The following is an 18,060-nucleotide window of genomic DNA, read 5'->3' on the forward strand; positions in this document are numbered from 1 at the left end:
CGGTCACGCACGGCCGACGTGGGCGGTCATGTACCCGAGCACCAGGTCGCCGAGCATCCGGCGCTGGTGGGCCCGGCGCGCCGGGTCGAGCAGGTCCCGGTCGAAGACGGCCGCGAAGGTGTGCCGGTTCGCGGTGCGGAAGATGCAGAACGCGCTGATGACCATGTGCACGTCGAGGGCGTCGACGTCGTCGCGGAACAGGCCGGCCGCCCGGCCACGGGCGAGGATGTCGCCGAGGACGTCCACGGCCGGCGCGGCGAGCCCGGGCAGCAGCGGCGAGGTCCGCAGGTGCTCGGCGTGGTGGATGTTCTCGATGCTGACCAGTCGCACGAACGCCGGGTGCGACTCGTGGTGGTCGAACGTCAGCTCGGCCAGCGAGCGCAGCGCCCGCGCCGGATCGAGGTGCTCGACGTCGAGCTGCTGCTCCAGCGCGCGGATGCCGCCGTACGCCTGCTCCAGCACCGCGACGTAGAGGCCGCGCTTGCTGCCGAAGTAGTAGTAGATCATCCGCTTGGTCGTGCGCGTCCGCGCGGCGATCTCGTCGACCCGCGCCCCGGCGAGGCCGCGCTCGGCGAACTCCTCGGTGGCGATCTCGAGGATCTCGGCCCGGGTGCGCTCGGCGTCGCGCCGCCGCTCCGGGTCGGACTGCTCCGCGGCGCTCACGACGCTGCTCCGCTCACGGGCCCGACCCTAACGAGGCGGGGGTTCCGTCAGCGGCCCCGATCGGCTACAAGTAACCAGGCGGTACATAGACCAGCGGGACGAGGTGAGTGCGTGCCCTCCGTGACGAGCCCCCTGCGCACCGGGCTGATCGGGGCGGGCATCGGCCCGTCGCTGTCGCCGGCGCTGCACGAGCGCGAGGCGCGCGAGCTGGGCCTGGAGTGCCGCTACGAGCGCTTCGACCTCGACGTCCTCGGGCTGGGCCCGGCCGACGTCGGCGGGCTGCTGGCCCGCACCCGCGACGAGGGTCTCGCCGGGGTGAACGTCACGCACCCCGTCAAGCAGGCGGTCATCGCCCACCTCGACGAGCTGTCCGCGGACGCGGCGGCGATCGGCGCGGTCAACACCGTGGTGTTCTCCGGGGGGCGCGCCGTCGGCCACAACACCGACTGGTCGGGCTTCCGCGACGGGCTGCGCGACGGCCTGCCCGACGCGGCGCGCACCCGCGTGGTGCTGCTGGGCGCGGGTGGGGCCGGCGCGGCCGTGGCCCACGCGCTGCTGCGCCTGGAGGTCGGCACGGTCGCGGTGCTCGACACCGACGCGGCGCGCGCACGGGCCCTCGCCGCCGACCTCGTGGCGCGCGCCGGGCCCGGGCGCGCCGAGGGGCACCCGGCCACCGCCGCGGCCGTGGTCCTCGCCGGCGCCGACGGCCTGGTGCACGCCACCCCCGTCGGCATGGCCGCCCACCCGGGCCTGCCCCTGCCCGCCGAGCTCCTGCGCCCGGACCTGTGGGTGGCCGACGTCGTCTACCGGCCGCTGGAGACCGAGCTGCTGCGCCGCGCGCGCGAGCGCGGGTGCCGCACCCTCGACGGCGGGCGGATGGCCGTCGGACAGGCCGCCGAGGCGTTCCGGCTGTTCACCGGCCTCGACCCCGACCCCGCCCGGATGCGGCGGCACCTCCTCGAGCTGGTCGGTCCCGGACGGGAGGGCTCCCGTGTCGCGTGAGCCCCGCACCGCCCTGGCCACGGTGTGCCTGTCGGGCACGCTCGAGGACAAGCTGGCCGCCGCCGCGGCCGCGGGGTTCGACGGCGTCGAGATCTTCGAGCCCGACCTCGTCGCCTCGCCGATGCCGCCCGGCGAGGTCCGGCTGCGCTGCGACGACCTCGGCCTGTCGGTCGACCTGTACCAGCCGTTCCGCGACCTCGACTCCACCGACGCCGACCGCTTCGCGGCCAACCTGCGCCGCGCCGACCACAAGTTCGACGTCATGGCCGCCCTGGGCGCCGACACCGTGCTGGTCTGCTCGTCGGTCGGCGCCGACGCGGTCGCCGACCCCGACCGGCTCGCCGAGCAGCTCGCCGCCCTCGCCGCGCGCGCCGGCGACCGGGGGCTGCGCATCGCGTACGAGGCGCTCGCGTGGGGCGCGCACGTCGACACCTGGGAACGGTCGTGGGACGCGGTCCGCCGCGCCGACCACCCGGCGCTCGGGCTGTGCCTGGACAGCTTCCACATCCTGTCGCGGGGCTCCGACCCGGCCGGGATCGCCGACGTGCCGGGGGAGAAGCTGTTCTTCCTCCAGCTCGCCGACGCGCCGGCGCTGTCGATGGACGTGCTGCAGTGGAGCCGCCACCACCGGCTCTTCCCCGGACAGGGCGCGTTCGACCTGCCGGCCTTCCTCGCCCCGGTCCTGGCCGCGGGCTACGCCGGGCCGCTGTCGCTCGAGGTGTTCAACGACGTCTTCCGCCAGGCCGACCCCGGGCGCACCGCCGTCGACGCGCACCGCTCGCTGCTCGCGCTCGCCGAGGCGACGGCGGCCCGCGGGCACGGCGCCGACCCCGTCGCCGCGCCCGCCCCGGAGGTCCGCGGCTGGGCGTTCGTGGAGATCGGCGCGGGCGGGGACGGCGAGGCGGCCGAGCTGACCGGCGCGCTCGGCGCCCTGGGCTTCACCCGCACCGGGCGCCACCGCACCAAGCCCGTCGAGCGCTGGGAGCAGAGCGGCGCGCGGGTCCTCGTCAACCGCTCCGGCGGCCCCACCGCGATCACCGCGCTCGGGGTCGAGACCACCGACGCCGCGGCCGCGGCCCGGCGCGCGGAGCGTCTCGGCGCCCCGCGCCTCCCCCGGCAGCGGGGCCCGGCCGAGGCGGACCTCGACGCCGTCGCCGCCCCCGACGCGACCGCGGTCTTCCTCTGCCCCGCGGGCGCCGCGGCGTCGTGGACGGCTGACTTCGTGGCCACCGACGACCCGCCCGGCGCGGCGGTGGGCGTCACGGGGGTCGACCACGTGGGGCTCGCGCAGCCCTTCGACCACTTCGACGAGGCGACGCTGTTCTACCGCGCGGTGCTCGGGCTCGGGTCCGCAGCGACCGCCGAGGTCGCCGCGCCGTTCGGGCTGGTGCGCAGCCGCGTCGTGGTCGACCCCGCGCGGCACCTGCGGCTCGCGCTCACCGTGTCGCTGCTGCGCCGCGGGACGTGGGCGCCCGGGGTGGCCGAGCCACAGTACGTCGCGCTGGCCACCGACGACGTCGTCGCGGCGGCCCGCGCGGCGCGGGCCGCTGGCGCGCCGCTGCTGGCGATCCCCGACAACTACTACGACGACCTCGAAGCCCGCCTGGAGCTCCCGCACGAGCGCGTCGCGGTGCTGCGCGAGCTGGGGATCCTGCACGAGCAGACCCCGCAGGGCGCCTACCTGCAGGTGTGCACCGAGGTCCTCGGCGGGCGCATCTTCCTGGCCCTCGTGCAGCGCGTCGGCGAGCACGACGGCTACGGCTGGACCGACGCACCGGTGCGGATGGCCGCCCACCGGCGCCGGCGGCTGGTGCGCTCGTCCGGGCGGTGAGCGTGCCGCCGGTGTGACGTGGGTAACCCCGAGGGTCGTCGCGCGAGCGGCGACGAGTCATCGGAGGTGGGCCATGGCCGCAGGACCCGAGGCAGGACCTGACGCGAGGCGCGAGCCGACCAAACCGCTCGCGCGGCACGACGCCGACGAGCCGGTGCGCAAGGGCAACGTCCACGGGCTGCTCGAGGCCGCGCGGATGTGGGCGAGCCAGCAGGGCATCCCGGTGCCGCGCACGGGACCGGTGCCACAGGAGGTCCTCGCGCAGTACAAGCGCCGGCAGACCTGGGAGTAGCTCGGACACACGTGAGCGATCTTTGGGCCTATGGGCCCAAAGATCGCTCACGTGGGGGTCAGAAGCCGTTGGGGTCGCTGGCGAAGGTCTCGTAGTTGCCGTCGGCGTTGGTGTCGACCGCGGAGGAGTCGAAGTCGCCGTCGTTGTCGGTGTCGACGAGGATCGTCTCGCCGTAGCCGTCGGCGTTGGTGTCCACGACGCCGGTCTCGAAGCTGCCGTTGTGGTCGGTGTCGGCGACGATCGTGTCGATGTAGCCGTTGCCGTCCTCGTCGGTGGCGGTGGACTCGAGGTGGCCGTGCTCGTCGAGCTGGTAGGTGCCCACCTGGGTGCCGTCGGCCTCGTAGATGTTGCCGTCGGACGCGAAGTGGCGGTCGGTGCTCATGGCGGGTGCTCGCTCTCTGTGTGCTCGGTGCCGGTGCGGTGGGCTCTCGGCACTGTGACGGTGCGAGCGGGCGGGGATGTTCCGGCCCCGAGCAGCAATTCTCTGCGCGACCGCCCGCTCACGCGCCGTGTCGGCGGCGGAACGTGCTCGGCGGCTCGTGGAACGTCTCCTTGAACGCCCGGCTGAACGCGGCCAGGTCGGCGAAGCCGCAGCGCAGCGCGACGTCGGTGACCGACAGGTCGGTGCGACGGGGGTCGGCCAGCTCGCGCCGCCCGTGCTCCAGGCGTCGCTGCCGCACCACGCGGCCCACCGTCGTCGCCGCGTCCGCGAAGGCCCGGTGCAGCTGGCGCGTCGACACGAAGTGCGCCCGCGCGATCATGTCCGGCCCGCGAGACCGGCGAGGCCCAGCCGCTCAACCTGCTCTCGCCCAAGTCCCACGCCTACATCAACTCGAGCGCCGGCGACCAGGCGATGCAGAAGCGCGTGCAGGGCGAGCAGACGGTGACCATCCACCCCGCGGACGCCGAGGCCCGGGGCGTCGCGGACGGGCAGTACGTGGCCGTGTCCAACGACCGCGGACGCTTCGTCGCCCTGGCGCGGATCTCCGACGAGGTGGCCCCGGGCGTGGTCGTGTGCCCGATGTGGTCGTGGGCGAAGAACGCGAAGGACGGCTCGACGGTCAACGCCGTGAACCCGTTCGCGTTCGCCGACCTCGGCAACGCCCCGACGTTCTCCGACACCCGCGTGGAGGTCGCGCCGGTCTAGCGCCGGTCCAGCTCAGCGAGCCGCGAGCGCTCCGGGTGCCGGCTCGGCGGGGGTGCGCGGTGCGGGCGCGGTGCGCGCCGTCGCGGCGGCGCCGGCCTCGGCGTCGGCGCGGATCCGGCGGGCCGCGCGCTCGGCGGCGTCGGTGACGTCGGCGCCGTCGCGCGCGAGCACGCGGAACAGCTCGGCGAGCGCGGCGGCGGACGACCCGGACAGGGTCACCCCGCCGTCGTGCCGCGCACACGGCGCGAGGGCGCGGGCGGTCCGGCGGCACTCGTCCGCCGTGTCACCGCCCGCGGACACGGACCGACTCCGGGACGTCGCCCGCCTGGACCGCAGCGGGGGTGTCGTGCCAGACGTACTGGAACGAGTCGCGGGACGGCGTGGGGCGACGGCGCTCGACGCGCGTCCCGTCGCCGGCCGACTCGGCCGGACGGGACCGGCGCGTCGCTTCGGCGCGCCAGTGCAGGTGCCACATGGGCGGGGACCTCCTCGTCCACCACCGGGGCCGTGCGCGCGGGGAGCCCGGGGGGCTCCGGGCGAGCACGGAGGGTCGACCGTTGCTCGCGGACTGAACACGGCACCGCCGATGGTGGTCCCGGTCACGCGTCGTCCGCCAGGCGGACCGGATCTGGACCGAAACAGCACCTCTTCGGCCCACGTCGCCGTCACTCGGATACGCGCAGCCCGAGGATCCGCTCGAGCACCCGGAAGCGGAGCGCCAGGCTCAGGGTGACGAACCACAGCACCAGCCCGATCGCGGGGATCTGCACCACCGGCGGGTCGGGCGCGGTCAGCCCGAAGTACTCGCGTGTCGCCGGCACGATCAGGACGACGGCGAACGCGACGAACAGGCCCAGCGCGAGCCACGTGGGCCGGCGGTCGGCGCTGACCGGCGCCCACGCGGTGAAGATCCGGTGTGGGGGCTCGAGCAGCAGGATGAGCACGATCGCCGTGGTCGAGACGAACACCGACATCGCCGACTGCGCACCGAGGGTGGCCGAGGCCTCGACGAAGTCGGCGTCGACGCCGTAGGTGAGGCCGGTGTACTGCTCGAACAGGCGGATGGCGTCCGGGAAGGGCGTGCCGGTGAAGCCGTCGAGGATCTGGCGGTAGAGGTAGGCGTAGATCGCGGTGGCGAACCCGGCGGTCAGCACGCCGACCGGGATGACGAACCGGGCGAGGGACACCAGCAGGTCGTCGGCCGGCGGGTCGGGGCGCGCCCACAGCGTCAGGAAGAACGTCGGCACGCCGACGGTGAACAGCGTCAGCCCCACCTGCGTCGGCGTGTACGGGAAGCCGAGCCCGAGCAGCGTGACGGTGAGGATGACGAGCATCTGGGTCGAGACCCGCGAGAGGAACAGGTACATCGACGAGCTGACCCCGGCGATGATGCGGCGCCCCTCGGTGCGGGCGGGCGGCAGCGTGGTGAACGAGTCGTCCAGCAGGACGATGTCGGCGACGTCGCGCGTCACCGAGCTGCCCGAGCGCATCGCGACGCCGACCTGCGCCCGCTTGAGCGCGCGGGCGTCGTTGACCCCGTCGCCGACCATCGCCACCTGGTGCCCCGCGCGGCGCAGCGCGTCGACGATCTGCTCCTTCTGCTCCGGGGCGACGCGGCCGAAGACGCCGTGGGTGTCGACGGCCTCGTCGAAGGCGGAGCCCTCGAGCGCGGCGAGCGCCGGCCCGGAGATCGCGGGCGCGTCGAGCCCGGCGCGGCGTGCGAGGGCGGCCACGGTGTCGGGGTCGTCGCCCGAGATCACCTTGACCGCGACGCCCTCCGCGCCGAGCCCGGCGAGCACGTCGGTGACGCCCTCGCGCAGCTCGTCGGCCAGGGCGACCAGCGCCACCGCGCGCAGGCGGGGCAGCGCCGGGCGGTCGTCGGCGTCGCGCACCGCCCCGGTGCCGCGGGCGAGCACGAGCACCCGCAGGCCCTGGTCGGTGCGCCGGCGGACGGCGTCGTCGGCGGCGAGCGCACCGTCGGCGAGCGCGGGACGCAGCGTCGACGGCGCCCCGAGCACCAGCGACGTGCCGTCGGCGAGCGTGATGCCGCTCCAGCGCAGCGACGAGCGGAACTCCACCTCGTCGACGACCTCGCCCGCCGCGCCGGGCAGGGACTCGTCGGCGGCGAGGGCGGCGGTGGTGGCGTTGGTGCTCGTCACCGAACGGGCGAAGGTGCCGAGCAGCGCCCGCGCGCCGGCCTCGTCCCCGCCGGCGGGCACGACCTCGACGAGGCTGAGCCGCCCGCTGGTCAGCGTGCCGGTCTTGTCGGTGCACACGACGTCGACGCGGCTGACGGCCTCGACGGCGTTCGTACGCTGGACGAGGGCGCCGCGGCCGGCGATGCGCGCCGCGCCGACGGTGTAGGCCACGGCGATGAGGAAGAACAGGCCGTAGGGCACCAGGCCCGAGAGCACCGCGGAGGTCTGGACGAAGCGCAGCACGGTCGAGCCGTCGAGCAGGGCCTGCGCGAGGATCGCGCCGCTGATGAGCACGACGAGCGTGATGACGATGCGCACCACCAGCTCGATGCGCCACTGCAGCGGGGTCAGCACCGAGGTGTCCGCGCGCGCCGCGAGCGTCAGCCGGCCGGCGTGGCTGTCGGTGCCGACGTGCTCCGCGCGCTGCAGGCCCTCGCCGCCGGAGCACGAGCTGCCGGACAGGAGCACGTCGCCCACGCCCTTGGCGACGGGATCGGACTCCCCGGTCAGCAGCGACTCGTCGGCCTCCACCCGGCCGCCCGCCCCCGTCACCGCGACCAGCGGCCCGTCGACCACGACCTGGTCGCCCGTGCGCACCCGCAGCAGGTCGCCGACGACGACCTCGCCCGGCCCGACGGCCCGCTCCTCGCCGTCGCGGACGACCGTCACGGGCTCGCGGGCCAGCAGCTGCAGGCGGTCGAGCTGGCGCTTGGCGCGCAGCTCCTGCACCGCCGCCAGCGCGGCGTTGATGATGCCGAGACCCACGCTGACCAGCGCGTCGCTGTAGCGCCCGAGGACGAGCAGCGCGAGGCCGATGGCGAACAGCGTGTTGTTGTAGAAGGAGAAGACCGTGGTGCGCAGGATGCGCGCGGTGGTCCGCTCCGATCCCGAGACCGGCGTGTTGGCGCGGCCCTCCCGGGCGAGCTCCCGGGCCCGCGTCTCGGTCAGGCCGTCCGTGTCCACGCCGGAGATGATCCTGGGCGTGCCTGATCCGGAGCTGAAGGGGCCGGAGTCGGCTGTCACTTGCGTGCCGGGATGGCAAGTATGTCCGGGCGAGGCCATGGGGCGCGCGGGTCGCCGTGCTCGAGGGACTCGACCATGGGTGGCTCGCGCAGGACCCGTCCCGTGCCGCGAGGGTGCTCGTGGACTCCTGGGCGTCGGTGCCGACCGGGGTCGGCGCGACATAGGGCGAAGATCGCGTCGAGACTGCGCTCGACCCCTGTTTCCGCTCGTGGGTGGGACTGTCGGGGGTGTGGTCTAGCTTCGAACACATGAGCGAAGGTGGGGTTGTCGGGCCGGTCGAGCGGGAGGCGCTCGACCGGTTCCGGGAGCGCTACGTCGCCCTGCGCCGCGAGCAGTACCGGTTGTTGGAGGACGTCGCCGACCTGCAGCGGCTGGGGGTCGCGCAGCAGACCGGGGACCGGTTCACCGAGCGCCTGCTCCAGGATCTGGGGCGGCTCAACCGGCGCGACGCGGACCGGTTGGTCGACGAGACCGCCGACCTCGTCCCCCAGCTCGCCCTGTCCGGCCAGCCGCTGCCGCCGCGTCTGCCCTGCACCGCCACCGTCTACGCCGCCGGAGAGATCGGCCCCGGTCACGTGGCGATCATCCGCCGGACCATGGCGCGCCTCGACAAGGTCGACGGTCTCGATCCGGCGGTGTGGTCCGAGTATGAGGCGACGTTGGCCGAGGCCGCGACCCGGCTGTCGCCGGATGCGTTGGTGAAGGTCGCGGCCCGGGTGCTGGCCTACGCCGACCCCGACGGCGCCGCCCCGGATCCGCGCGAGGAACGCGACGACGAGCTGCTGATCTCCTCGCGGCGGGACGGGACGTTGCGGATGACCGCCACCTTCCGCGGGGCGGTGAACGCCGAGATCGTCCGCGAGGGCTTCGACGCCGCCTCCACCCCGGCCGGGCCGGACGACGACCGGTCGTTGGGCAACCGGCAGGCGGGGGCGCTGGTCGAGTTCGTGCTCGGCGCGCAGGGTGCCGGCGGCATCCTCGCCGATGACGACATCAGCGAGCCGCAGCCGGATCCAGAGCCGGCGCTCATCCCGCAGCCCCGCCAGTCCGAGCCGGCACCGGCAGCCCTCCGGCGCCGGCCGCGCTCGATGGGGCGGCCCCTCCTGACCATCACGATGGACCACCGGTGGCTCCAGGCCGCGGTCGGTCACGGCACCCTCGACTCCGGGCACCTCGCCGACGCCGCCACAGTCCGCCGGTGGGCGTGCGACGCCGAGATCATCCCGATGGTCCTGGGCGCGAAGTCCGAGCCCCTCGACGTCGGACGCCTCGCGCGCACCGCCACCGACGCCATCCGCCGCGCGCTGAACCTCCGCGACGGGGGCTGCGCCTTCCCCGGCTGCACCCGACCACCCCGCCGATGCCACGCCCACCACATCCACCACTGGCTCGACGGCGGCGACACCGACCTGCACAACATGGTCCTGCTCTGCCAGCACCACCACCTGGTCGTCCACCACGACCACTGGCACCTCGAGATGATCGACGGCCTGCCCTGGTTCACACCCCCACCCTGGATCGACCCCGAACAACGCCCACGACCCGGCGGACGACCCCGTGTGCCGACCTAGGGGCCGCCGCTCACCACGCCACGGGCAGGCGCTCCAGGCCGTGGATGGCGTGCTGGGTCGCCCAGGCGATCTTGCCGTCGCTCACCGCGAGGTGCAGCGTCGGGAACCGTTGCAGCAGGGCGGGGAAGGCGATGCGCATCTCCATGCGCGCCAGCGGCGCCCCGAGGCAGTGGTGCACGCCGTGGCCGAAGGCGACGTGGGGCGGGCCGTCGCGGGTGATGTCGAGGCGGTCGGGGTCGTCGACGGCGGCGGGGTCGCGGTTGGCGGCCGGCAGGTTGAAGAGGACCAGGTCGCCGCGCCGGATCGTCTCGCCTGATCACGACGTCGCGGCGCGCGAGCCGCGGCGAGCCGCTGCTGACGATCGAGAGCCAGCGCATCAGCTCCTCGACCGCGCCCGGCACCGCCTCCGGGTCGTCACGCACAGCCGCGAGTTGCTCGGGGTGGCGCAGCAGGGCCGGCGCGGTCGTCGTGGCCGCCGGCTACGGGCTGGGCGCGGTGTAACACGCGTCGGTGTGGCAGCTCGTGCTCAGCTCGGTGGTCATCGCCTGCGGCATCGGCCTGTCCTACGGCGCGATGCCCTCGCTGATCATGGCGGCGGTGCCGATCGCGCAAACCGCGGCGGCGAACAGCCTCAACAACCTCATGCGCGCGCTGGGCACCTCGTTCGCCAGCGCGATCGCCGGCGTCCTGCTCGCCTCGCTCGTCACCAGCGCCGGCGTGCCGACGGAGGGGGCGTTCGTCCTCGTCATGCTGCTCGGGGCGGGGGCCGCGGTGCTCGCGCTGGGGATCGTCGCGTGCATCCCGCTGCCCCCGGGCCCCGCCCCGCTCGTACGCGGCGTCGTCCGCCACCGCGACGGCCCCGCGGCGGGCGCTCTGCTCACCGTCGTGAGCACCGACGGCCACCAGCTCGGTGCCGGGCGGGCCGGGGACGACGGCGCCTACGCCCTGGCCCGCACCGGCCCCGGCCGCCCGCACCTGCTGGTGGTGCGCTGGTCAGGGACGTCGCAGGCCGAGCCGCTCACGGGAGTCGACGGGCTCGTGCGCGACATCGCCCTCGTCGACCGGGTGCCCGTCCGCACGCCCAGCTGAGCTACAGCACCTGGTGCCCGTACATCTCGCCGAGCGGGTCGGAGATCAGCTCGATGCGCGCGCCGTCGGGGTCGCGGAAGTACACCGAGACGCCGCTGTGCACCTCGTGCTCGACGCCGGCCTCGGCCAGCCGGGCGACGAGGCCCTCCCAGCGTGCGGGGTCGACGCTGATCGCGACGTGGTGCAGCCCGCCCAGGACCTCGGCGTACGGCCCGAGGTCGAGGCCCGGGAAGTCGAAGAACGCGAGCAGGTTGCCGTTGCCGATGTCGTGGAAGAAGTGCGACGAGCCGGGGTAGTCGCGGTTGTCGATCAGCTCGGTCAGCGGGAAGCCGAGCACGTCCTGGTAGAACGCCACGGTCCGCTCGACGTCGCCCGAGACGAGCGCGGTGTGGTGCAGCCCGCGAGCGGTCGAGGCCGGGCGCTCGTCGATGGGGCGCAGGTAGCGCTCGCGGATCGCGGTACGCCGGTGCTCGATCGCGGTGGTGTCGGTCATGGTGATCTCCTGGAGGGGACGGGCTCAGCGGGACAGCAGGGCGGTGAAGTCGGGGACGTCGGCGAACGGGTCGGTCGGACCCGTGGCGGGCCGTGCGGCGACCGCCGCGGCGAGCTCGGCGCCGGCGCGCTCGATGCGCGCGCCCAGCTCTGCGGTGGCGCCGCCCGCGCCCCAGTCCTCGGACGCGGCGAACACGGCGGTGGGGACGACCGCGGCGTGCAGGTACGCGAACAGCGGGCGCATCGCGTGGTCGAGCGCCAGCTGGTGGCGCGCCGTGCCCGCGGTGGCACCGAGCAGCACCGGGGTGCCGTCGAGCGCCTCGCGGTCGAGGACGTCGACGAACGTCTTGAACAGGCCGCTGTAGGACGCCGAGAAGATCGGCGTCACGGCGATCAGGCCGTCGGCGCCGGCGACGGTGTCGAGCACCGGGCGCAGCGCGGCGTTCGGGAAGCCGGTGACGAGGCGGTCGGCGAGGTCGCGGGCGTGCTCGCGCAGCTCAATGATTTCGAGATCGACCTCGAGACCGACCTCGACGCCGCGCTCGCGGAGGGCCGCGATCGTCGCGTCCGCCAGCCGGTCGGCCAGCAGGCGCGTCGACGAGGGCACCGAGAGTCCGGCGCTCACGACGGCCAGGGTGCGGGTGCTCATGCGACGACCTCCAGCGGTGCCGTGCGGGCGGCGACCAGGGACTCGTGGGTGGGCGCGTCGGGCACGTGCGCGGGCTTGCGGGCCGCGAACTCGCGGCGCAGCACCGGCACGACCTCCTCGCCGAGGATGTCGAGCTGCTCGAGCACGGTCCTCAGCGGCAGGCCGGCGTGGTCGATGAGGAACAGCTGGCGCTGGTAGTCGCCGACGTACTCGCGGAAGCCGAGCGTGCGGTCGATGACCTCCTGCGGGCTGCCGACCGTCAGCGGCGTCTCGCGGGTGAAGTCCTCGAGCGACGGCCCGTGCCCGTAGACCGGGGCGTTGTCGAAGTAGGGCCGGAACTCGCGCACGGCGTCCTGCGAGTTCTTCCTCATGAACACCTGACCGCCGAGTCCGACGATCGCCTGGTCGGCGTCCCCGTGGCCGTGGTGCTCGTAGCGCCGGCGGTAGAAGTCGACCATGCGCCGGGTGTGGTCGGCGGGCCAGAAGATGTGGTTGTGGAAGAAGCCGTCGCCGTAGTACGCGGCCTGCTCGGCGATCTCGGGGCTGCGGATCGACCCGTGCCACACGAACGGCGCGACGCCGTCGAGGGGGCGTGGCGTGGACGTGAAGCCCTGCAGCGGGGTGCGGAACTTCCCCTCCCAGTCCACGACGTCCTCGTCCCACAGCCGGCGCAGCAGCGCGTAGTTCTCCACCGCGAGCGGGAGGCCCTGGCGGATGTCCTGGCCGAACCACGGGTAGACGGGCCCGGTGTTGCCCCGGCCCAGCGTGAGGTCGACGCGACCGCCCGCGAGGTGCTGCAGCACGGCGTAGTCCTCGGCGATCTTCACCGGGTCGTTCGTGGTGATCAGCGTCGTCGCGGTCGAGAGCTGCAGGCGCTGCGTGCGCCCGGCGACGTACCCGAGCGTCGTGGTGGGCGAGGACGAGAAGAACGGCGGGTTGTGGTGCTCGCCGAGCGCGAAGACGTCGAGGCCGACCTCCTCGGTCTTCTCCGCGATGCGCAGCACGGCCTGGAGGCGCTCGGCCTCCGTGGGCGTGCGGCCCGTCGTGGGGTCGGTGGTGATGTCGCTGACCGAGAAGACACCGAACTGCACGGCGACCTCCTTGAAGTTGAACCGTCAACTACCTTCGTCCGGCTGAACCCCAAGGGGTGCGCCGTTGTTCCCGGGACACCCCGTAGCTTCGGGGTCCGCGTCGTCGGGGTGTCCGAGGGGGACCACACATGCCGTTCGAGAGTCCGGATGTCGAGCTCGAAGACCTGCTCGAGCTCGCGGCGACGGGGAAGCTGCAGCTCCCGGACTTCCAACGGGGCTGGAAGTGGGACGACGACCGCATCCGCGCCCTGATCGCCAGTGTCGCCCAGGGGCATCCGGTCGGCGTGGCGATGACGCTGGAGGTCGGCGGCGGCGGGTCCAACTTCAAGCCGATCCCGATCGCGGGTGTCGATCCGAAGTCTGCGGCCGCGCCCGAGCAACTGCTCCTGGACGGGCAGCAGCGGACCACGTCGCTGTACCAGGCTCTGTACTCGGGCCGCGTCGTGGACACCAAGGACGCGCGTGACCGGCGCATCAGGCGCTGGTACTTCATCGACATCGAGAAGGCCCTGGCCCCGAACGCCGACCTCGAGGACGCGGTCGTCTCGATCCCGGAGGATCTGGTCGTCCGTGAGAACTTCGGCAAGGACGTCGCCACCGACCTGGGCACGACGGAGAAGCAGTGCGAGGCGGGCGCCTTCCCTGCGTGGATCGTCTTCGACAGCGACGCCACCACCGAGTGGATGTGGGCCTACATCGAGGCCGAGCCCACGAACAAGGACCGGTGGAAGGAGTTCCACAAGAAGGTCCTCAAGGAGATCACCGGTTACAAGGTCCCGGTGATCCGCCTGACGAAGGACACCTCGAAAGAGGCCGTCTGCACGGTGTTCGAGAAGGTCAACACCGGCGGCGTCCCGCTCAACGCGTTCGAGCTGCTGACCGCCACCTTCGCCACGGAGGACTTTCCGCTGAAGGACGACTGGGCACACCGGCAGGAGCGTCTGCACCGCAAGCCGGTCCTCCGCTCGCTCGAGAGCACGGACTTCCTCCAGGCGATCTCGCTGCTGGCCACCGGTGCCCGTCGGGACGACGGGCTGATCGAGCCGGGGTCGACCTCCTGCAAGCGCCGGGACATCCTCCGGCTGAGCCTCGAGGACTACCGACGGTGGGCCGACCCCGTCACCGAGGCCCTGGAGTGGTGCCACCAGTTCCTGGCGCGCGAGCACTTCTTCCGCGCCGCCGACCTTCCCTACCGGACGCAGCTCGTCCCCCTCGCGGTCATCAGGGTCCTCCTCGGCAAGGACGCCGACGTGTTCGCCACGCGGGCGATGATCCGCCGCTGGTTCTGGTGCGGCGTCCTCGGCGAGATGTACGGCGGGAGCACGGAGACCCGGTTCGCGCGGGACGTCGAGCAGGTCCCGGCCTGGGTGCGGGGCGGTCGCCGCGAACCGGGCACGGTCGGCGAGGCCGCCTTCTACGCGGCCCGTCTCCTCACCCTCAAGACCCGCAACTCGGCCGCGTACAAGGGCGTGTACGCCCTCCTGATGAAGCGGGGAGCGCTCGACTGGATCAAGGACCAGCCCATGGGGCTGGCCACGTTCTTCGACTTCAAGATCGACATTCACCACATCTTCCCGAAGGCGTGGTGCGACAAGAACGGTGTCGATGGCGATCATCGCGAGAGCATCGTCAACAAGACCGCGATCTCCTTCGACACGAACCGGGCGATCGGCGGCGTCGCGCCGTCCAGGTACCTGGACAAGGTCGAGAAGAAGTCGGGCCTCGACGGTGCGGCGCTGGACCGGGTGCTCGGAACCCATCTCGTCGACCCCGCCGCCCTGCGCGCGGACGACTTCGACTCCTTCTTCCGGGCTCGTCGCGCCGCCCTCCTCGACCTGATCGCCGAGGCGATGGAGAAGCGGGCCATCGACGACGCGGCGGACGACGCCGCGGAGGCAGCGATGTTCGAGCCGCAGGCGGAGGATCCGGAGGACGAGAGCGGCCTGGTCGGGGAGATCCCGGCGGCCTGATGGCCGCGTGGCAGACCCGTGTCCTCAGGACACGGTCCGCGCGACCGGTGGCGCCGGTGGGAGCCCGAGCCTCAGGTCCCGCAGTAGGTGACGTAGGCGGCCGACCCGCCGGGCGCCGGGGCGGCGTACTCCTCGAGGCCCGGGCGCTCCTCGAACGGGCGCGCGAGCACGTCGACGAGGCGGCGGAACGGCTCGAGATCGCCCGCGACGCCGGCCGCCAGGGCTTCCTCGACCTTGTGGTTGCGCGGCACGTACACCGGGTTGACCCGGTCCATCGCGTCCGCGACCTCCTCGACCGGGCGGCCCTGCGCGGCCAGCGCGGCGCGCCAGCGCTCGAGCCAGGCGTCGACGGCCTCGCGGTCGATCACGAGGTCGCGCACGGGTGCCGCGTCCCCGCGGGCGGCGGTGGACAGGGCGCGGAAGAACCGGGTGTGGTCGGGGTGCTGCGCGGCGAGGAGCTCGAGGAGGTCCTGCACGAGCTGCGGCTGCTCGTCGTCGAGCCCGAGCTTGGCGTGCAGGCCCGCCGACCAGTGGCGCGTGTAGCGCTCGCCGAACGACGACACGACCTCGCTGGCCAGCTCGACGGCGCGCTCGGCGTCGTCGTCGATGAGCGAGAGCAGCGACTCGGCGAACCGCGCGAGGTTCCACGCCGCGACCCGCGGCTGGTTGCCGTAGGCGTAGCGCGCGCCGTGGTCGATCGAGCTGAACACCGTCGACAGGTCGAACGCGTCCATGAACGCGCAGGGCCCGTAGTCGATGGTCTCGCCCGAGATCGTCATGTTGTCGGTGTTCATCACGCCGTGGATGAAGCCCACGGTCATCCACCGCGCGATCAGCGACGCCTGCACCTCGACGACCGCCTCGAGCAGTGCGAGCGCCGGGCGCTCCGCCTGCGCGGCGTGCGGGTGGTGGCGGGTGATCGCGTGGTCGGTGAGGCGCCGCAAGAGGTCGGCGTCCTGCGTGGCCGCGGCGTACTGGAAGGTGCCGACGCGCAGGTGGCTGGACGCGACGCGGGCGAGCACGGCGCCGGGCTGGACGGTCTCGCGCGCGACCTCCTCGCCGGTGGTGACGACGGCGAGCGCGCGGGTGGTCGGGACGCCCAGCGCGTGCATCGCCTCGCCCACGATGTACTCGCGCAGCATCGGCCCGAGCGGGGCCTTGCCGTCGCCGCCGCGGGCGAACGGGGTGCGCCCCGAGCCCTTGAGGTGCAGGTCGCGGTGCCGACCCTCGGCGTCGACGAGCTCGCCGAGCAGCAGGGCGCGGCCGTCGCCGAGGCGGGGCGAGTAGTTGCCGAACTGGTGCCCGGCGTACGCCTGGGCCACCGGGGTCGCCCCGGCGGGCACGGCCGCGCCGGCGAGCACGGCGACGCCCTCGGGCGAGCGCAGCGCCTCGGCGTCCAGGCCGAGCTCGGCGGTGAGGCCCTCGTTGAGGGCGACGAGCTCGGGCGACGGGGCGGGCGCCGCCTGCCACGGCCGGTACAGCCCGCCGAGATCGCGGACGAACCAGTCGTCCAGGGCCAGGGGCCGTGCGTCGGCGACGGTCATGGATCCGAGGCTAACCGCGGAACTCCGAAGGTATGCCTGACGAGCGTCGTGATGCGCACCAGCGACGGCGCCCGCGGCGTCGAACCGAAGCCGAAGCGCACGGGCGGGTCCACCGGCGTGAGCGCGCCCTGGTCCTCACCCTCCCAGCGCACGCGGGCGTCGACGACGCGGTGCAGGTCCCGGGCGCCGTAGTACTCGCGGCGGCCGCCGCCCGCGCTGCCCACCGTGCGCACACCGGGCAGCACCCGCCGGGCGATCGCGTCGATCGCCGCGATCCAGACCGGGGCCGTCGCGAGCGGGCGGGGGACGGCGCGCAGCAGCCACCCCAGCGCCGGGCGCGCGCCGGTGCGCAGGGTCAGGTCGAGCTCGGTGGTCACCACGTGGTGCTCGGTGCCGTGCCGGTCGTGCGACACCGGGCCCAGGCGCGTCTCGTCGAACGTGTAGGTCGAGGAGACGAACTCGGCGGTCTGCTCGTCGGGCGCGAGCAGGAGCCGGTGGCCGTCGGGGCGCTCGACCATGACGTCGGTGAACGCCCCGTACGGCGAGTGCGGCCAGTGCCCGACCACCACCCGCAGCCCGGCCGCCGTGCCGACGCCGGCGATCCACCCGTCGAACCGGTCGGTGTGCCCGCGGGAACGCATGGCGCCCGGCTACCCCGGTCCGGCGCCTAGGTTGCGGTCATGGGCGGACGGGTGGACGGCAAGGTCGCGCTGGTGACGGGCGCGGCGCGGGGACAGGGGCGCGCGGACGCCGTGCGGCTGGCCGGGGAGGGCGCCGACGTCGTGGTCGTCGACGTCTGCGGCCCGCTGCCGGGCGTGGACTACGCCGCGGCGACGCCGCAGGACCTCGACGACACCGTCGCCGCGGTGGCGGCGACGGGGCGCCGCGCGGTGGCGGCGCAGGTCGACATCCGCGACCTCGACGCGCTGCGCAGCGCCGTCGACGACGCCGTCGGCACGCTCGGGCGCCTCGACGTCGTCGTCGCCAACGCCGGCATCTGCATCCCGCGCGCCTGGCACCGCGTCACCCCGGAGATCTTCCGCGACACGATCGACGTCAACGTCACCGGCACCTGGAACACCGTGATGGTGGGCGCGCCGCACCTCGTCGCTGCGGGCGGTGGCTCCGTGATCATCATCAGCTCGGCGGCCGGGATGAAGGTGCAGCCGTTCATGGTCCCCTACACCGCGAGCAAGTGGGCGGTCCGCGGCATGGCGAAGGCGTTCGCCGCCGAGCTTGCGCAGCACTCCGTGCGGGTCAACAGCGTGCACCCCACCGGCGTCGCGACGGGCATGGGCGGCGAGGCCATGCAGGCCGCGCTGGGCGAGGCCATGGCGGAGAACCCGCGGCCGGGCGCGATGTTCACCAACATGCTGCCGGTGGGCGTCACGCAGCCCGCGGACATCGCCGACACCGTGCTGTTCCTCGCGTCCGACGAGTCCCGCTGGGTCACCGCGCACGAGCTCGCCCCGGACGCGGGGGTCACCGAGTTCTAGCG

Annotated in this window: 20 protein-coding genes; 8 read left to right on the plus strand and 12 right to left on the minus strand. The window is 74.0% G+C overall.

The annotated features are described in order from the left end of the window. Positions 1-3: 3 nt before the first annotated feature. The gene (locus tag ACQPX6_RS06355) at positions 4-663 is read right to left on the minus strand and encodes a TetR/AcrR family transcriptional regulator (protein ID WP_433786271.1); all 660 of its coding nucleotides are present in this window, start codon (positions 661-663) and stop codon (positions 4-6) included. A gap of 120 nt (positions 664-783) precedes the next feature. Here ACQPX6_RS06355 and ACQPX6_RS06360 point away from each other — a divergent pair, with 120 nt between their 5' ends. The 3 genes from ACQPX6_RS06360 (at position 784) to ACQPX6_RS06370 (ending at position 3,788) form a co-directional block, all read left to right on the plus strand. Continuing rightward, complete coding sequence (locus ACQPX6_RS06360) at positions 784-1,665, plus strand: shikimate dehydrogenase (RefSeq protein ID WP_433788201.1); 882 nt, start codon at positions 784-786, stop codon at positions 1,663-1,665. Continuing rightward, the gene (locus tag ACQPX6_RS06365) at positions 1,655-3,496 is read left to right on the plus strand and encodes a TIM barrel protein (RefSeq protein ID WP_433786272.1); all 1,842 of its coding nucleotides are present in this window, start codon (positions 1,655-1,657) and stop codon (positions 3,494-3,496) included. The genes ACQPX6_RS06360 and ACQPX6_RS06365 overlap by 11 nt, the downstream gene beginning before the upstream one ends. A 73-nt stretch (positions 3,497-3,569) precedes the next feature. Then, positions 3,570-3,788, plus strand: coding sequence for an Lsr2 family DNA-binding protein (locus ACQPX6_RS06370; RefSeq protein ID WP_433786273.1), 219 nt, complete (start codon positions 3,570-3,572; stop codon positions 3,786-3,788). Positions 3,789-3,846: 58 nt separating this feature from the next. Here the strand turns inward: ACQPX6_RS06370 and ACQPX6_RS06375 are convergent, their stop codons facing one another. Together ACQPX6_RS06375 and ACQPX6_RS06380 are read right to left on the minus strand one after the other, a co-directional pair. Beyond that, positions 3,847-4,170 carry a hypothetical protein gene (locus tag ACQPX6_RS06375; protein ID WP_433782823.1) on the minus strand — a complete coding sequence of 108 codons (324 nt, stop codon included), beginning with the start codon at positions 4,168-4,170 and terminating at the stop codon, positions 3,847-3,849. A gap of 118 nt (positions 4,171-4,288) precedes the next feature. Then, entirely contained in the window at positions 4,289-4,549 is a 261-nt protein-coding gene (locus tag ACQPX6_RS06380; protein WP_433786274.1) for a helix-turn-helix transcriptional regulator, read from the minus strand. A 38-nt stretch (positions 4,550-4,587) separates the two neighbouring features. On the opposite strand from ACQPX6_RS06380, the gene ACQPX6_RS06385 reads away from it, so the two are divergent. Further along, entirely contained in the window at positions 4,588-4,935 is a 348-nt protein-coding gene (locus tag ACQPX6_RS06385; RefSeq protein WP_433788202.1) for a molybdopterin dinucleotide binding domain-containing protein, read from the plus strand. A 12-nt stretch (positions 4,936-4,947) separates the two neighbouring features. Here the strand turns inward: ACQPX6_RS06385 and ACQPX6_RS06390 are convergent, their stop codons facing one another. From ACQPX6_RS06390 to ACQPX6_RS06400, 3 genes are all read right to left on the minus strand, one after another. After that, a complete protein-coding gene (locus ACQPX6_RS06390) occupies positions 4,948-5,235 on the minus strand; it encodes a hypothetical protein (RefSeq protein WP_433786276.1) in 288 nt (95 codons plus the stop codon). Further along, a complete protein-coding gene (locus ACQPX6_RS06395; protein ID WP_433786278.1) occupies positions 5,219-5,410 on the minus strand; it encodes a hypothetical protein in 192 nt (63 codons plus the stop codon). The genes ACQPX6_RS06390 and ACQPX6_RS06395 overlap by 17 nt, the downstream gene beginning before the upstream one ends. 190 nt (positions 5,411-5,600) lie before the next feature. Beyond that, positions 5,601-8,096, minus strand: coding sequence for an HAD-IC family P-type ATPase (locus ACQPX6_RS06400; RefSeq protein ID WP_433786279.1), 2,496 nt, complete (start codon positions 8,094-8,096; stop codon positions 5,601-5,603). Positions 8,097-8,404: 308 nt separating this feature from the next. Here ACQPX6_RS06400 and ACQPX6_RS06405 point away from each other — a divergent pair, with 308 nt between their 5' ends. Continuing rightward, positions 8,405-9,727, plus strand: coding sequence for a DUF222 domain-containing protein (locus tag ACQPX6_RS06405; RefSeq protein ID WP_433786280.1), 1,323 nt, complete (start codon positions 8,405-8,407; stop codon positions 9,725-9,727). Positions 9,728-9,737: 10 nt separating this feature from the next. On the opposite strand, the gene ACQPX6_RS06410 is transcribed toward ACQPX6_RS06405, so the two are convergent. After that, entirely contained in the window at positions 9,738-10,031 is a 294-nt protein-coding gene (locus ACQPX6_RS06410; protein WP_433788203.1) for a cytochrome P450, read from the minus strand. 206 nt (positions 10,032-10,237) lie between these two features. On the opposite strand from ACQPX6_RS06410, the gene ACQPX6_RS06415 reads away from it, so the two are divergent. Beyond that, a complete protein-coding gene (locus ACQPX6_RS06415) occupies positions 10,238-10,816 on the plus strand; it encodes a hypothetical protein (RefSeq protein ID WP_433786281.1) in 579 nt (192 codons plus the stop codon). Between the two features lies 1 nt (position 10,817). Here ACQPX6_RS06415 and ACQPX6_RS06420 read toward each other — a convergent pair whose 3' ends face one another. The 3 genes from ACQPX6_RS06420 to ACQPX6_RS06430 are packed head-to-tail and all read right to left on the minus strand — an operon-like array spanning position 10,818 to position 13,048. After that, on the minus strand, positions 10,818-11,309 hold the full coding sequence (locus ACQPX6_RS06420) for a VOC family protein (protein ID WP_433786283.1): 492 nt from the start codon (positions 11,307-11,309) through the stop codon (positions 10,818-10,820). Positions 11,310-11,333: 24 nt separating this feature from the next. Then, positions 11,334-11,957: an FMN reductase gene (locus ACQPX6_RS06425; protein WP_433786284.1), complete on the minus strand. Its 624-nt coding sequence runs from the start codon at positions 11,955-11,957 to the stop codon at positions 11,334-11,336. Then, positions 11,954-13,048, minus strand: a complete 1,095-nt coding sequence (locus tag ACQPX6_RS06430; RefSeq protein WP_433786286.1) for an LLM class flavin-dependent oxidoreductase — start codon at positions 13,046-13,048, stop codon at positions 11,954-11,956. The genes ACQPX6_RS06425 and ACQPX6_RS06430 overlap by 4 nt, the downstream gene beginning before the upstream one ends. A 128-nt stretch (positions 13,049-13,176) precedes the next feature. Between ACQPX6_RS06430 and ACQPX6_RS06435 the strand changes: the two genes are divergently transcribed. Then, a complete protein-coding gene (locus ACQPX6_RS06435; RefSeq protein WP_433786288.1) occupies positions 13,177-15,018 on the plus strand; it encodes a GmrSD restriction endonuclease domain-containing protein in 1,842 nt (613 codons plus the stop codon). Positions 15,019-15,089: 71 nt separating this feature from the next. Here the strand turns inward: ACQPX6_RS06435 and ACQPX6_RS06440 are convergent, their stop codons facing one another. Together ACQPX6_RS06440 and ACQPX6_RS06445 are read right to left on the minus strand one after the other, a co-directional pair. Next, complete coding sequence (locus ACQPX6_RS06440) at positions 15,090-16,562, minus strand: protein adenylyltransferase SelO (protein WP_433786290.1); 1,473 nt, start codon at positions 16,560-16,562, stop codon at positions 15,090-15,092. Then, the gene (locus ACQPX6_RS06445) at positions 16,559-17,203 is read right to left on the minus strand and encodes a hypothetical protein (protein WP_433786291.1); all 645 of its coding nucleotides are present in this window, start codon (positions 17,201-17,203) and stop codon (positions 16,559-16,561) included. The genes ACQPX6_RS06440 and ACQPX6_RS06445 overlap by 4 nt, the downstream gene beginning before the upstream one ends. Positions 17,204-17,242: 39 nt before the next feature. Here ACQPX6_RS06445 and ACQPX6_RS06450 point away from each other — a divergent pair, with 39 nt between their 5' ends. Further along, positions 17,243-18,058 carry a mycofactocin-coupled SDR family oxidoreductase gene (locus ACQPX6_RS06450; RefSeq protein ID WP_433786292.1) on the plus strand — a complete coding sequence of 272 codons (816 nt, stop codon included), beginning with the start codon at positions 17,243-17,245 and terminating at the stop codon, positions 18,056-18,058. The last annotated feature ends 2 nt before the right edge of the window (positions 18,059-18,060 follow it).

The organism is Actinomycetospora sp. CA-101289 (assembly GCF_050955895.1).
Classification (GTDB): Bacteria; Actinomycetota; Actinomycetes; order Mycobacteriales; family Pseudonocardiaceae; genus Actinomycetospora.